17 protein-coding genes are annotated in these 14,068 nt (G+C 37.5%); 11 read left to right on the top strand and 6 right to left on the bottom strand.

Annotated features, from left to right (window positions below; all coding sequences use genetic code 11):
- Positions 1–62 precede the first annotated feature (62 nt).
- A complete protein-coding gene (locus AY601_RS05725) occupies positions 63–377 on the bottom strand; it encodes a hypothetical protein (protein WP_157287725.1) in 315 nt (104 codons plus the stop codon).
- 666 nt (positions 378–1,043) lie between these two features.
- Between AY601_RS05725 and AY601_RS05730 the strand changes: the two genes are divergently transcribed.
- The 5 genes from AY601_RS05730 (at position 1,044) to AY601_RS05750 (ending at position 5,256) form a co-directional block, all read left to right on the top strand.
- Positions 1,044–2,180 (top strand): helix-turn-helix domain-containing protein, encoded by a 1,137-nt coding sequence (locus AY601_RS05730; protein WP_068397733.1) that lies wholly within the window; start codon positions 1,044–1,046, stop codon positions 2,178–2,180.
- Between the two features lie 152 nt (positions 2,181–2,332).
- On the top strand, positions 2,333–3,391 hold the full coding sequence (locus AY601_RS05735) for a serine hydrolase domain-containing protein (protein WP_068397736.1): 1,059 nt from the start codon (positions 2,333–2,335) through the stop codon (positions 3,389–3,391).
- A 130-nt stretch (positions 3,392–3,521) separates the two neighbouring features.
- A complete protein-coding gene (locus tag AY601_RS05740; RefSeq protein WP_232324702.1) occupies positions 3,522–4,013 on the top strand; it encodes an NUDIX domain-containing protein in 492 nt (163 codons plus the stop codon).
- Between the two features lie 179 nt (positions 4,014–4,192).
- Positions 4,193–4,465 (top strand): hypothetical protein, encoded by a 273-nt coding sequence (locus tag AY601_RS05745; RefSeq protein WP_068397742.1) that lies wholly within the window; start codon positions 4,193–4,195, stop codon positions 4,463–4,465.
- A gap of 14 nt (positions 4,466–4,479) precedes the next feature.
- Entirely contained in the window at positions 4,480–5,256 is a 777-nt protein-coding gene (locus AY601_RS05750) for a DUF72 domain-containing protein (protein ID WP_068397745.1), read from the top strand.
- Between the two features lie 107 nt (positions 5,257–5,363).
- On the opposite strand, the gene AY601_RS05755 is transcribed toward AY601_RS05750, so the two are convergent.
- Positions 5,364–6,248 carry a helix-turn-helix domain-containing protein gene (locus tag AY601_RS05755; protein ID WP_068397748.1) on the bottom strand — a complete coding sequence of 295 codons (885 nt, stop codon included), beginning with the start codon at positions 6,246–6,248 and terminating at the stop codon, positions 5,364–5,366.
- Positions 6,249–6,405: 157 nt separating this feature from the next.
- Here AY601_RS05755 and AY601_RS05760 point away from each other — a divergent pair, with 157 nt between their 5' ends.
- Positions 6,406–6,801: a RidA family protein gene (locus AY601_RS05760; protein ID WP_068397751.1), complete on the top strand. Its 396-nt coding sequence runs from the start codon at positions 6,406–6,408 to the stop codon at positions 6,799–6,801.
- 322 nt (positions 6,802–7,123) lie between these two features.
- On the opposite strand, the gene AY601_RS05765 is transcribed toward AY601_RS05760, so the two are convergent.
- The gene (locus AY601_RS05765; protein ID WP_068397754.1) at positions 7,124–7,729 is read right to left on the bottom strand and encodes a TetR/AcrR family transcriptional regulator; all 606 of its coding nucleotides are present in this window, start codon (positions 7,727–7,729) and stop codon (positions 7,124–7,126) included.
- 81 nt (positions 7,730–7,810) lie between these two features.
- Between AY601_RS05765 and AY601_RS05770 the strand changes: the two genes are divergently transcribed.
- The 4 genes from AY601_RS05770 to AY601_RS05785 all read left to right on the top strand — a co-directional run bounded on the left by AY601_RS05770 (position 7,811) and on the right by AY601_RS05785 (position 10,631).
- Complete coding sequence (locus tag AY601_RS05770; RefSeq protein WP_068397757.1) at positions 7,811–8,512, top strand: dienelactone hydrolase family protein; 702 nt, start codon at positions 7,811–7,813, stop codon at positions 8,510–8,512.
- Between the two features lie 34 nt (positions 8,513–8,546).
- Positions 8,547–9,569 (top strand): amidohydrolase family protein, encoded by a 1,023-nt coding sequence (locus AY601_RS05775; protein ID WP_068397761.1) that lies wholly within the window; start codon positions 8,547–8,549, stop codon positions 9,567–9,569.
- Positions 9,566–10,006, top strand: coding sequence for a nuclear transport factor 2 family protein (locus tag AY601_RS26305; RefSeq protein ID WP_068397765.1), 441 nt, complete (start codon positions 9,566–9,568; stop codon positions 10,004–10,006). The genes AY601_RS05775 and AY601_RS26305 overlap by 4 nt, the downstream gene beginning before the upstream one ends.
- 142 nt (positions 10,007–10,148) lie before the next feature.
- Positions 10,149–10,631 (top strand): hypothetical protein, encoded by a 483-nt coding sequence (locus tag AY601_RS05785; protein WP_068397768.1) that lies wholly within the window; start codon positions 10,149–10,151, stop codon positions 10,629–10,631.
- Between the two features lie 142 nt (positions 10,632–10,773).
- On the opposite strand, the gene AY601_RS05790 is transcribed toward AY601_RS05785, so the two are convergent.
- The 3 genes from AY601_RS05790 to AY601_RS26190 form a co-directional block, all read right to left on the bottom strand.
- Positions 10,774–12,045 (bottom strand): MFS transporter, encoded by a 1,272-nt coding sequence (locus tag AY601_RS05790; protein ID WP_084359127.1) that lies wholly within the window; start codon positions 12,043–12,045, stop codon positions 10,774–10,776.
- Positions 12,046–12,248: 203 nt separating this feature from the next.
- Positions 12,249–13,163: a helix-turn-helix domain-containing protein gene (locus AY601_RS05795; protein ID WP_068397771.1), complete on the bottom strand. Its 915-nt coding sequence runs from the start codon at positions 13,161–13,163 to the stop codon at positions 12,249–12,251.
- A gap of 64 nt (positions 13,164–13,227) precedes the next feature.
- Complete coding sequence (locus AY601_RS26190; RefSeq protein ID WP_257722236.1) at positions 13,228–13,362, bottom strand: hypothetical protein; 135 nt, start codon at positions 13,360–13,362, stop codon at positions 13,228–13,230.
- A 31-nt stretch (positions 13,363–13,393) separates the two neighbouring features.
- Between AY601_RS26190 and AY601_RS05800 the strand changes: the two genes are divergently transcribed.
- Positions 13,394–13,753 (top strand): virulence RhuM family protein, encoded by a 360-nt coding sequence (locus AY601_RS05800; RefSeq protein ID WP_068397774.1) that lies wholly within the window; start codon positions 13,394–13,396, stop codon positions 13,751–13,753.
- The last annotated feature ends 315 nt before the right edge of the window (positions 13,754–14,068 follow it).

The raw sequence follows: 14,068 nt of genomic DNA on the forward strand, positions 1-14,068 counted from the left end.
GCTAAATGTCTTACACTCCTGAAGCAAAAAGACATTTAGCCTGGCAGTTTTTAGGCTAATCCTTATTTCGCAGAATAAGCTGTCAGTTGACCAGAGATTTCCTTTATTGTCTTTATACTGAAAGAATGTCTGCCTGTTAGCCATCTTTTGATTTCATCAGGATTGATATCTACGGAAACAGCCAGTTCATTTTCTGAGATACCTCTATTGGCTAACGTTTCTGCTGTTTTACTGGCAACGTCCAGGTTGAGTTGCGTTAATTCCGCTATGGCAGGGTTTCCGTTTTCTTCCAGCCAGATTGATACAAAATCGTTATCTTCCATTAGTATTTTTAGTAATTTTCTAATTGCTCCGGGCCTTGCGCGCGGTATGTTCATTTGGGCGGCAAATTTAGTATAAATAAATTGCAACTAATCCTGCTATGGTCAGAATCAAGCATATTGCCCCTCATTTTAATATTGTTATCACTTATTTTAGTGACTACTTCAGGAATAAATCCGGCATCAGCTATCGGGCATATATAAATGAATATCATATAAAGCTTATTGAAAAGCGGTTAATGGTCCTTCATTAAGTATGAAACATATTGCTGATGAATTTGGCTTTACAGATAAAAGCCATTTGTCTCAATTTTCAAAGGCAGGAGAAAACTAAGTCCGGTGAACTTCAGAAAACAAGCCTAAGTCGTTTTACGATTTCATCCTTCATCTTTTTAGTTTTAGCAAAAGTCAACAAGCTTTCTAAAGTGTGCCGGTTTGATCTCTTATGTGCAAGTACATATTCATGGAAGTATTTATCACCCTTTTTAATTGCCGATAAATACAGTTGGGGTATTTTTAATTTCAGGATTAGGAAAGCCAAGATCAAGAGGTACTGCTTTTATATTTAAATTCATCGTGTAAGAGTTGGATGAGTAATAATTGTAAAAATTGGCTAAATTAGCCACACCAGGTCAATGGATAAATAAGGGCATATCATAAAGCTACTAAACCTAACCTGTATGCAAAAAACAAATTCTGAAAACAGACAATGAAAAATGATTAATGGACAAAATTAATTTATCAGTTACAATCGCTGTAATCACGATGTTCATTTCATTATTTCTATCATTTTTTCTGGTTACAGTCAAAACAGAACATAAATTAAGTAATCGTCTTTTTGCATTTTTCTTGATTTTAAATGCGATTGATATTAGCGTGAATCTAGGCTACTTTTTTGATATCCCTTTAAATGCAAGAGTTTTTATAAGCTCAATTTTTTTCTTACAACTTCCTGCTTTTTATTTATATGTCTTATCCGTTTGCTATGCTGATTTTAAGCTAAAACCAAAACATTTAATTCATGTGAGTACTTTTTTAATAGCCAATCTGATCTTATTGCCTCGCTTTTATACTGTCAGCCTGGCTTCTAAAATTAGTTTTCTTAAAAAAAGCAGCAGTATGCTGGAAATACAGTTCAATCATGTTTTAGTGCATATTCAAATTATATTATACCTCATTGCGGCTTTTATGATATTAAGAAAAGCAAAAAAAATATATCTTGAAAACTATGCAGGAGCAAGCATGGAGTCGCTTAACTGGTTATTTCAGTTTACCGTAGCGCTATCAACCTTTTATTTTATTGCGCTGTTAAAAAACATCTTTAAGTTTACTGAATACCCTGATATTTCCGAATCGTTAAAAATTGGGCTTTTCTTATTTGAACTGATTATTATTTTTTGGTATTTATATAAAGCATTAAATAATCCAGGCCTATTTAGAAATATCGATTCAAGATTAAAACTTGTAGCGGATATAGTTTCCGAAGACAAAAATAGTGCACAGTTAATTGATAGCGAAAAAGAGTACAATGAAGATTTATTGAAATTAAAGAGCTATATGATGGAAAAAAGGCCATTTCTTAATCCTTCTTTAACGATTCAAGATGTTTCTAAAGACCTTAAAATTCCTGTTCGGGATTTATCAGTTTTAATCAATCATAAATTAGAACAGCATTTTTATGATTTCGTGAATACCTATCGTATAGAGAATGCGATGGATATTTTAAGAGATGTTACCAAAAGTAAGGTCACTGTTTTAGAAATTCTATACGAGGTAGGTTTTAATTCAAAATCTTCTTTCAATACGGCCTTTAAAAAGCACACTGGTAATACACCTACTTCTTATCGTAAAAGTTTGTAAAACAGTGATTTGTAATTACTCGTACTTTTCTTTTTAATTACTCGTACTTATTTTTTGAAACAAATGCGTTCGACAACTTTTATTCGGTCGCACAGTCTTGATCCCTTCCACATATTTGTATCGAAATAATTTTTAACCTAAAACCCGATACAGTGAAAACATCATTAAAATTTTTAGCAGTGCTATTATTAGTAAGTAACGTTTCTTTTGGACAAGATATCCCGCAAAGAATTGATTCATTAATAAAAGATAATTACAAAAAAAATCCTAACGTGGGTATTAGCGTTGGTTTTATCAAAAATAATGAAGAATACTATACAGCTTATGGCAATCTGAATATAGAAAGTCAAATTAAGATTGATAAAAATTCCCTATTCGAAATCGCATCTATCACTAAAATTTTAACCTCAAATTTGATTGCGCAAGCTGTAGTTGAGCATAAAATTAAAACGGATGATTACATCGACGGTTTCCTTCCAAAAGCGTTTGTATTACATGAAAACCTTAAGAACAAAATAAAAATTTCAGACCTGGCGTCTCATCAATCTGGTTTGCCAGATATAGATTTTGCAAAGTTAATAGAACTCAATCCGCAACAGCCTGTAAATAATGTAACTATAGAAATGCTGACTGCGATAATCAATAATTGTACTGACCTTAAAGATTACGGGAAATACCGTTATTCTACGATTGGTTATACTTTATTAGGGCAAATACTAGAAAAAGTGTATGGCAAGAGTTATGATGAAATTATAAGGGAGAAAATGATTAAACCGTTAAAGATGTCAAATACATTAACGAAAGACTTTAACGTAAAAAACAGGACAACTGCTCATAATCCTGAAGGCGGCATTCAGGAATTCTTCAAATGGAATATTACAGCACCTGCTGGATTAGTAAAATCTAATGCTTCTGATATGGTTACGTATTTAAAAGCAGTCTTAAATGAAAAAACTGCAGTAGGAAAGGCTGCGATAATTACTGAAAAAATATACTATAAAGATAAAAATAGAGAACTGGGATTAGGACTAAATATTGGGACAGATGAGAATAATACACTTTATTTAAAATCAGGTGATTCTATGGGGCAATCATCGATTATATGTTACAATAGGATTAAAAATTGGGGTATCATCCTACTTCTGGATCAAAGGAATTCAAAAATGAGACAAGAGCTGTTGAATCAAATTTGTGATACTATTTTAAAATAAATATTTTAGTGATGAATAATGTGGCGGCTAAAGGCAAGAATCCGGTACCGTTCTTTTGCCGGCGAATATTCTGGTTGCTAGTGCTGGCCTTTATCAATTCTGCCTTCTGGTTTGGGTGCTTTGTTACTTGATGAAAAAGGAGCATTATATTCGCATTATGAAATCTATCAGTGCGGGAATATTATTATATCGAATTAATGGTGAATTAGCTGAGGTATTTTTAGTTCACCCTGGTGGCCCTTTTTTTCGAAATAAAGATAGGGGCTACTGGACTATTCCTAAGGGAGAGCCTGTTGGCCAGGAGGAATTGATGGCGACCGCTTTGCGTGAGTTTTGCGAAGAAACTGGTTATTTACCAGAAGGTGATTTTAAGCCGTTGAACCCCATTGTGCAGAAAGCCGGAAAAGTGGTGCATTGTTGGGCAGTAGCGGGGAATTTGGATCCTTTAAATATGGTCTGTAATACTTTCACTTTGGAGTGGCCACCTGGGGCTAGTAAATTTGTTGATTTTCCAGAGGTTGATAAAGGGGAGTGGTTTTCTTTGGATCAGGCAAGACTGTTTATCAATTTGCGGCAAATTAGTTTTTTGGATGAACTGGAAGGGATTCTTTCAGCTGGCTGATAACATTAGTTCGTTGTCTGTTTTACATAATTATGCATAGCTTTCTTAAGGCTGTTATTTTAAGCATACGTGTTTTGTCTTTCGGGATATAGCGTGTTTTGATTGACAGTTAGAAGTTTTAAAACATTCTTTCCAGGTGCGTGTTTAGTTGAGACTAACCAAATTTATATAGTATCAATATGGAGGATTTTAATTTAAATGCTGAGACTTCTGGTGTGAACAGAGAAGGCGATTTTCCTAAAGGGATTAAAAACATTGTTGTTGACCAAATTTCCGGACCAGCCGGTGCTGAAGTTAATTTGGATGGTGTTCAGCAAAGTTCCAATTTGTATCCGCTTGAGCAAGAATTGGATAGGGAAGGAGCTCCTGGTCATCAAGATGAAGATTTAGGCATCAATTCTGATGGAACTAATCCTGGTACAGAATATTTTCCACCATTGAATGAGCCTTGAGTGGATTTGCTGTTATGAAAAAAAATAATGTTCCTGTTTATTATTCAGGTACCAGTGGCTTACTATTGCCGGTGCGTAATAAGCTTTTTTATCCTGAGGAATTCAAAGAGAAAAGCAGGTTGTGTTTTTATGCTTCGATGATGAACAGTATTGAGATCAATAGTTCTTTTTACAAAATACCGATGGGTTCAACTGTTGCGAAATGGGCTAAAGATGTTCCGGAGAATTTTAGGTTTACTTTTAAGCTTCCTAAGATAATTACACACAATAAGGGACTTGCTTTTGATCCTGAATCTGTAAAACAGTTTATGCAGGTTATCTCTTTAGCAGGTGATAAGAAGGGTTGTCTGCTGGTGCAGTTTCCCCCTGGCGTACGTATTGGAAACTTAAATCAGCTAACTTTATTAATGGCCTGTCTGCGTGAATGTGATAAAGATGGTGACTGGAATATTGCCTTGGAGTTTCGTCATGTGTCTTTATATTGTGAGCAGGTTTACAGCTTACTTGATGAATATGGTTTGGGAATAGTGATACAGGATAAGCCACCTGCCATTACGCCTATGCTGAATACGGATCTCAACTTTGTGTACCTGCGTTTCCATGGACCTGGAGGAAGTTACAGGGGGAGCTATCAAGATGATTTAATGTATGAATATGCTGAATATATCCGGGAATGGATGGCAGAAGGAAAAACGGTGTATGCTTATTTCAATAATACTATGGGTGAGGCAATTGCTAATTTATTTACGTTGAAAGATTTGGTTCTTGGAACTGTAAAGGATGATTTGTAACAAGTTTTAGTGTTGAATTAGTAATACTTCTAAGAGCTCATCAAAATTTTTGACAGGTCATGACCGAAGGGATTTACAGCCAGAATTTCAGGAGAATTGCATTTGAATCAGCTTACACGATGTTTTTTAGTTTCGCTTGGGCTGTATCCAAAGTGACTTTTATACAAGCGTGAGAAATGTGAAACGTTTTCATAACCAACTTCATAGCAAACATTTGCAATTGTTAGTTGAGTAGAAAAGAATAAGCCCTTGGCTTTTTCCAATCGCTTTTCTTGTATCCATTTCGCAGGTGTTTTCTGAAATAAAGATTCAAATTCCCTCCGGAAGGTCGATAAACTTCTTCCTGAAATATCAGCTAATTCCTGCAACGTATAGGGTTGAAGGTAATATGCCTCAATAGTTTTTAATAAATCTTTAGTTTCATACCGATTGAGGCTTATCAATTGTTGTAAAAACTTTGGATTTTCCTGCGAAAGGCTATAAAGTAATTCTAGAATTTTTAATTTGAACAATCCCGTTTTTACATTTTGATTGTCATCGAAATAAGGCTTCATAGATGCTAGGAACGATTGTAAACGTCCTCCGTACTGATGAATGATGATTTCATCATCCAAAACTGCCTCTCTTGGATAATCATCCATTTCAATTAATTTTATAAAATCGATGATGATATCTTTCTTTAAAGTAAAAGAAACACTTTCATACATATAATCATCCAAGGCATCACCTGCTTTCACAATCTCTACATAAGTAGCCTTTTTTATTAATAACATTTCTCCCTTTTTTAATTGAAAAAAATGTTTTCCAATGTGCAATTCATTAGTTCCATCCACTGCAAATAGCAAAAAATGTTCTTTTAACATATTCTGTTTATGAAATGGGATTTTGTGCTGTTGACGGCAAATCTCTGTTGTGCCGATTTCCTCTGATGTTAAAATAATATGTGTCCCTTGAAATGAACTTTGATCTGCTATTTGTTTTACAACATCCATGCTACTGTTTTTTAACAAAAGTATATAATTTCTGGTTCCTGATTCATCGTAGAATCTTTTTTTCAGATGACGCGAAAAGTCATGAATTATGGAGTTTTCAGCAATCTAAATGTATAACATATAGTAGAACTTTGAAAAAAAATAATTCATAACAGTTATGCTACAATTTAAAAATTCAGAAAAGGTATTTGCAATAAAGGGGTTGTCTCAAGCCGTTGAAATCCCATTTGGTGACCAGAAAATGATTATACTATCGGGACAAATCCCCCTTAATAAGCAGGGTGAGTTAGTCGGTAAAGATGTAAAAACACAGACCATTCAGATTTTTGAGAATATCAGAGATATTTTAGAAACCTGCGGTGCTAGCATTGATGATATCATAAAACTTGGGATTTTTACTTCAGATATTTCCCAAATAGCTCTCTATAGAGAAGCCAGAGATCAATTTATTAATTCCAATAACCCACCCACAAGTACGCTTGTTGAGGTAAAAGGTTTATTTAGAAGCGATGTAATAATTGAGATAGAAGTTACTGCTCTAGTAAAAATATAGGTCAGTCAGCTTAAAATTGCCAATTTTCTCAAAATAAACCAACGATTATTGTTTTTATGATGATTAATTAATTTTCTTTATGAAATGTACATATGTTATTATGCAGCTATTTATTAAGAAAATAAATGTCAGGAAAACATTAATGCTAAATTTATAAATGGCTTTGGTCAAGATCACCACCCAAAGCAAAACTTACTTTTTGCTTTGGGTGCATGCTTGTAAAAACCATAAGGCACAACCAGCAACGGATAATATTACCGTATGTACAGTACGTCATTTCCTGTCGGGAAGATGTGTTTAGTATTGCAAGTTGTAAATACTTTTAAGATGGTCCATAAATGGTCATGAAGTCCAGGACGCTCATGCGGGCCAATTCCGTTGAATCAATACTTGAAGCTTTATCAACACAAAAAATTACTGGATATCGTGCCATCATACAGAGTTGAATAAGTGTTCTGGCAGCTCTGCCTGCATCTCCCGAAGGTAATTTCCCAATGCTCATTTGTGTTTCTAAAAAGTTTTCGAGTAACTCCTCCGTAGCTTTAGGCGCACGTTCATAAAACAACCTTCCCACTTCTGGGAAACGCGCACTCTCACCAACTGCAAGCCGATGCAAATCAATCGATTCTGACGAATATATTTCGTCAATATAGTGCTTCGCAAAGTCTCTAAGGGATTGTTCCAAAGGTTTGTCCGATTTTAAGTTTGGTGCTAACCTTCCACGAAAAGATGCCGTAGCATGCTCAATATATGCTGCAAAAAGAACTTCTTTGTTAGGGAAGTAGCGCCACAAGGTTTCTTTTGAGCCACCATAAGCTGACGCAATTGCAGACATCGTAGTCGCACCATAACCATACTCAAGGAATTGTTTTCCAGCTATTTCTATGATCATTTTACGCCGGGATTCTTGTTGCAATTCTTTTGACATACTTTTTTATTTGCTTTTTACCGTACTATGTAGTACGTTTGTCGGAGTCCGTACCATGTGGTACGGCTTAACAATTTAGTGATGAGTTTTACAACAAAGATACAATCCTACGATGGCGTAGGCAAGTTCAACGTCTATGTAGCTGAGCCCGATGGAAGACCCCGGGGAGCGGTTATCGTTATTCAGGAGATTTTCGGGGTAGATACCGACATTCGCTGGCGTTGCGATCTTTTAGCCCAGAGCGGTTATCTGGCTATTGCACCCGATCTTTTCTGGCGTCTGGATCCAGGCATGGAATTAGACCCGGATATAACGTCTACCATGAAACGGTCCGTGGATGTGGTTATTCGCTTCAATACAGATAAGGGGGTACATGACGTACAAACCACAATTAACAAAGCCCGTGAAATTGTAGGCAATAAGGCGAAAATTGGCCTGATCGGATATTGTCTTGGTGGGCGAATGGCCGCATTTGCCTCAGCCCGTACTGATATTGATGCAGCAGTTTCTTATTATGGTGTACAGATTGAGCGTATGTTGGGTGAAAAAGATGCCATCAGAAACCCACTCATGTTACATATGCCTGAGTTTGATGAGCACGTTGGTCAGGAAATTCAAAACCAGATTCATGCTGCATTCGATGGCAACGAGCAAATTACAATCTTCGACTATCCAGGACAACATCATGGATTTGCATGTGCTCTGGGCAAACGCAGGTCGGAAGCCACGGCAAAAGTAGCTAACGAACGTACCGCTCAATTTTTAGCGGAACACATTGGCTGATGTACTCAAAAACTAAATTATCTAAAAAAGAATAATGAAAATAATAGCTTTAGAAGAACATTTTGTACCTCGTCAGGTTTGCGAAGCCTGGGAGGCAACTGCTAAAATACAAGACTTTACAGTCTCCATGAATGGTAATCAATATGCCAGACAATTGGAAGATCTGGAAGATATTCGTATTCAAGCAATGAATGATGCCGGTATTGACGTTCAGGTGTTGTCCTTGCCGTCACCTGGTGTTCAGAATTTTAAACCAGGAGATTCCATATCGGTTGCGAGAGATTTTAACGATATCCTCACTGATGCCATTGCAAAACGTCCAGATCGCTTCGATGGGTTTGCTACCCTTCCTGTACCGTCGCCAATTGCAGCTGCAAAAGAGTTACAACGTGCTGTGCAGAAGCTTGGACTTAAAGGAGCGCTTTTAAATGGACGTGTCCATGAGCGTAATATGGATCATAGTGATTTCAATCCAATCTATGAGGCTGCAGAGGCACTGCACGTACCGCTATATATCCATCCGCAGCTTCCTCCATCGGGGGTGCGCGATGCTTATTACTCTGGCATAGGGCCGATTGCCGACATTATGCTTTCCATGGGAGCGATTGGCTGGCATTACGAGACTGGTATACAACTCCTGCGCATGGTACTTACCGGAGTCTTTGACCGTTACCCCAACCTTCAAGTAATTGTCGGTCACTGGGGGGAAGTAGTCCTATTCTATTTAGATCGCATTGCACAACTAAACCATGCAGGCCTGAAACTGGAACGCCCCATTGCTGACTACTTTAAACAAAACGTTTACTACACTCCAAGCGGTATCTTCAGTCAACACTACTTTTCTCGAACGATTGAGATTGTAGGAGTCCAACGAATGATGTTTTCCCAGGATTGGCCTTATCAAAGCTGCGGCGAAAACGGTGCCCGCACATTTTTAGAACAAGCTTCAATATCTCAAGCTGAGCAGGAAGCTATAGCACATGGAAATTGGGAGCGGCTTGTTAGTGGCATATTGCGTAACACAGATACTGAAACAGGAGGTTCAGGAAAGCTATGACTAGCATAGAGGAACGGCTTAAAGCTATAGAAAATGAGCATCAAATCCGAGCGCTGACTGATTCCTTTGCAGACATCTGTCTCTCTGGAAATGCGCAATGTTTTGAAGCACTGTGGATAGAAGATGGCATCTGGACGTTAGCCGAACCTCTTCATATAGAAAGTAGAGGTCGCGACAGTATTGCAAAGCTATTCCTTAAACTTGCAACAGGCAAACGTTTTTTTTGTCAGAAGCTTCATTCAGGTATAGTTACGATCTCGGGAGATACTGCAACTGCGCGCTGGATTTTGTCGGAAAACGCCACCAACCACGATGGATCTTTATATCAAAGCACAGCAATATATGATGATCGGCTTGTATTCGACGATGGAAGGTGGCTATTTCAGTCGCGATATTGCAAATTCCTTGACATATCCCATACTGGAAATAATTGTTAGTGAGCTCGACAGCTAGTAACTGCACACGAAATCATGTGCAGTTACTACTAGAAATGACGTTTTACATTTATAAAGAAATTGTAAATTTTATTAGTGGTTACCTATTATACAGATTTCATAATTTAATCAATAAACATACAATATGAAAGAATGGAATGATTTTTTTTTAGCCACAGCAGCGGGAGCAGCAACTTTGACGGGATTGATATTTGTTGGAATTTCTATCAACCTCACACATATATTATCATTCCCACTCTTAGTAATTAAAGCTTCAGTGGCTTTAATATTATTATTAATGATCTTAATTTTTTCGGCTCTTTTACTCGTTCCCCAGGAAAGTCATTACTTAATTGGTTACGAAACCATCGTACTTGGATTGATAGTCTGGATCTTAATAACCAGGGCAGATTTTAAAATATATTATCAATCATTGAAGGAATTCAAACGCATTTATCTTTTTACATTATTGTTTGATCAACTTGCTACAATATTGTATATCATAGGTGGGATCTTTCTTATACTATTCGGTAATTCTGGACTTTATTGGACAGTAATGGCTATCTTTTTATCATTCATCAAGTCCGTTTACGATGCATGGGTATTACTTATTGAAATTAAAAGGTAATCTAAATATAATTGTTTTTTTGAGCTTTTGCTGGCATGCTGTTGCCAAACCCGTAGCTGAACTATCCGAAAATCTTTACTTTATAAAAGTCCGGTTTTGCGGGAGAGGTCATATCGCAATCCATCATAGTTTGCTCCACGTTTTAATGATGAGATACAACGGCTCTTCCAGCGTCCTTACGGATAGCCTTAACCTTGACTAACAATGCGATAAATACCCCGGCTAAAAGCATTGAGATGCCTGCTGTGACGAATACACCAGAGATACCGGCATAATTAAATAGTAATCCGCCAATGGCTGCTCCCGCTGCAATGGCGCCTTGTACTGCTGCTACAACCATTCCTCCAGCACTTTCTGCCTCATCTGGAACTGCAGTGGACACCCACGTTGACCATGCAACTGGCACACCGCCGAAAGCCATTCCCCAGACGGCAATTAGCAATGCATGTCCAGTAAAAGAGGGCGGTAACAATACCAGGAGCAATGCTACAACTCCAACCAAAATTGGCATAATTATTAATGTCCAGCGCAGACTGTGTTCCATGAGCCGTCCTGCCAGAAGCGTACCGGCAAAGTTCGCAGCTCCAAAGCCCAACAACATCATGGCTATTCCATCAGCGCCAATTCTTATTGTATCCTCTAAGAAGGGGCGGACGTAAGTAAAAAGGGAATAGTGGCCCATATGTGCCAGCACGCAGCCCAGCATTCCTACTATTATGCCCGGACGCAGCAGTACTTTAAGCACTGTTGTAGATTTGGCTGCCCGCTGCGAAGGCAGGTTCGGCAAAGTAAACCATTGAAAAACTAACGTCACTATACCAACTGCCGCCGCTGCATAAAAGGCACTGCGCCAACCGAACAAGCCTCCCAGATAGCTACCCAGAGGTACAGAGACCACAGTTCCGACGGCTATGCCACTGAAGATTATCGATAAGGCGCGTGGCACCAATTTCAAAGGTACAAGACGCATTGCTACTGCTGCTGCCATTGCCCAAAAGCCTCCAAGAGCAATTCCGAGCAAAGTACGCATCAATAAAAGCACGATTATGCTTGATGAGAAAGCAACAAAAAGATTAGAGACGATCATCAAAGCAGAAAAGCTGAGCAATACGATCCTTTTGTCTAGAGATCGTGTAAGTCCGGGTAGCAACAATCCGGAAAATAATGCAGCTATCGCGGTCACAGTTACTGTCTGACCTGCTACCGCTTCTGAAAGCCCTAGTTCTGAAGCCATCGGTGTTAGCAGACTGGCGGGCAGGTACTCCGCTGTTAATAATCCAAAGACGCCCATTGTTAGCGAGAAAACCGCTATCCATGCTGGAGAGATCGGTTGAGTATTATCCTTATTAAAAAGGTTGACATCTGGTACCTGAGCACCATTACTATTTTTTTTACATAGATTTTCACTTTCCATAAATACATTATTTTTATGAAGCAAAGCTCCATTTTATGGTTAGTTTAAAATTATGCTAATCAAACACATGATTATTAAATTGGTGTAAGATTGGACATTTATAGGAAATCTACAGTTAGACAGCCATATTTCTAATTACATGGTAAGGTATAATATATCCGGAAGCAATAAAGGGATGTAGTAAGGTGATTTGATGTTTTTCTTTATAATTTGGAAATAGGTGTACAGAGAGTTTTCCTGTACTTTAATGGGGTTATATTTGTAAGCTTCTTAAAAAAAATGATAAAATTGGCCGAATATTCAAAACCCAGGCTATAGGCAATTTGAGTTATATCCCAATTACTGAACTGTAATAACGCTTTTGCCTCGTTAGCAATTCTATTGGCAATCCATTCCGTGGTAGTTTTGCCTGTGCTTTCTTTCAAAACTCTGTTCAGCGTATTGGTATGTATATTGAGCTGCAAAGCAAATTCTTTAGCTGTTTTGAGTTTCAAAGTTTGTGTAGGGGAGTCAATGGGAAACTGCAGTTCTAACAGTTCCAGGAACATAGTAGTGATACGCTCTGCTGAATTGACTGGCTGATAAAATGTATCTGCAGGTTGTATTTTCATTGCTTCATGCATAATGATCTGCACGTAGCTTCTTAATAATTCATATTTATGAGCGTATCCGGAACGGATCTCAAGGAACATGTTTTCAAAAATACCTTTTAACAACTCAATACTCTCTATTTTAGGAAAAAACAAATGATTGCCTCCTATCTTAAATAAAGGGGAGTGTGAAAGACTCTCACTTTTAAGGCTTTGGTTTATGAAATCCTCAGTAAACAGACAGAAATAGCCGGCTTTATCATTCGAAGTAGGCTCCCACGAGTAGGGAATTAAAGGGTTAAAGAAGGTAATGGATGGTTTATCAATCTTGATGACTTTATCAGCATAGCTTAATATTCCAGTACCTCTTGTGATCATAGATATTTTATAAAAATCCCTGCGGTTTGGCGGCAGGGATGTACTGTCACAAGAAAATTCTTCTCTGTTATAAACGTTGAATTGTCCGTTTTTAGGATATTCCCATCCATGCCGGCTATGAAAATCGCTTATATTTTCTTTCCTGTTCATCTCACAAAATTATGAAATAAAAACATTTAGAAGTTTTTGTTTATTTGAGATTGCAGGATTATGGTCACTTAGCTTGAGTCTGTTTTACAACGGGTTTAAATACTTCGTCATATTTTTCAAATGCAATTTGGTAATTTTCATTAGCATGAAATTCTTTAGCCAACAGCGTTGCACCCTGCATAGCCAGACTGGTACCCATCAGTAGCTAAATCATTTATCACAGGAACTTAATGGAAGATTCAAGCATAATTATATATCAAACTGAAGATGGTAATATAAAAATAGAAGCCCGTTTAGAGGATGAAAACGTTTGGCTTACAATTGAGCAGATGGCTGAACTTTTTAGTAAGTCCCGTTCAACAATAAATGAACATATCTTGAATATCTATAAGGAGAATGAACTTATTAAAGACAAGTTTAGTAGAAAAATCGGAATTTCCGATTTTTCTACTAAACCCACTAATTACTATAATTCAGATGTAATTATATCTGTGAGTTACCGGGTTAAAAGCCTGCAGGGGACAAAATTCCGTCAATGGGCTACTGCAAGACTCAAAGAATATATTGTGAAAGGATTTACAATGAATTAGTGAAAAATGCAGGTACTGTAAGTGGATCAAGTCATCAACTTGTGGAGCAGTCTCTTTTTTAAGCATAAATTTTTGACACGCTAAACAGAAAGTCTTTGCTATCACGGATGTTCTTATGCCTGTGGAAGTTGCTTTGAAAGCTTTCAATTTGCATGGGAATGACTCAGTGGAGACAAGGCCGGGCTGTTCGTAAATAAATTCAAAATAGCTAAATAATAAAGCTATATCGGCCGGGTACTGTCCGAGTACTGGTCGGGTACTCGTTAGGGTAAGACCAAGGTAAGAGCAAGTTGAGTCCATGGCAAGTCCAAGTCA

Origin of the sequence: Pedobacter cryoconitis (genome assembly GCF_001590605.1) — a bacterium.
Lineage (GTDB): Bacteria > Bacteroidota > Bacteroidia > Sphingobacteriales > Sphingobacteriaceae > Pedobacter > Pedobacter cryoconitis_A.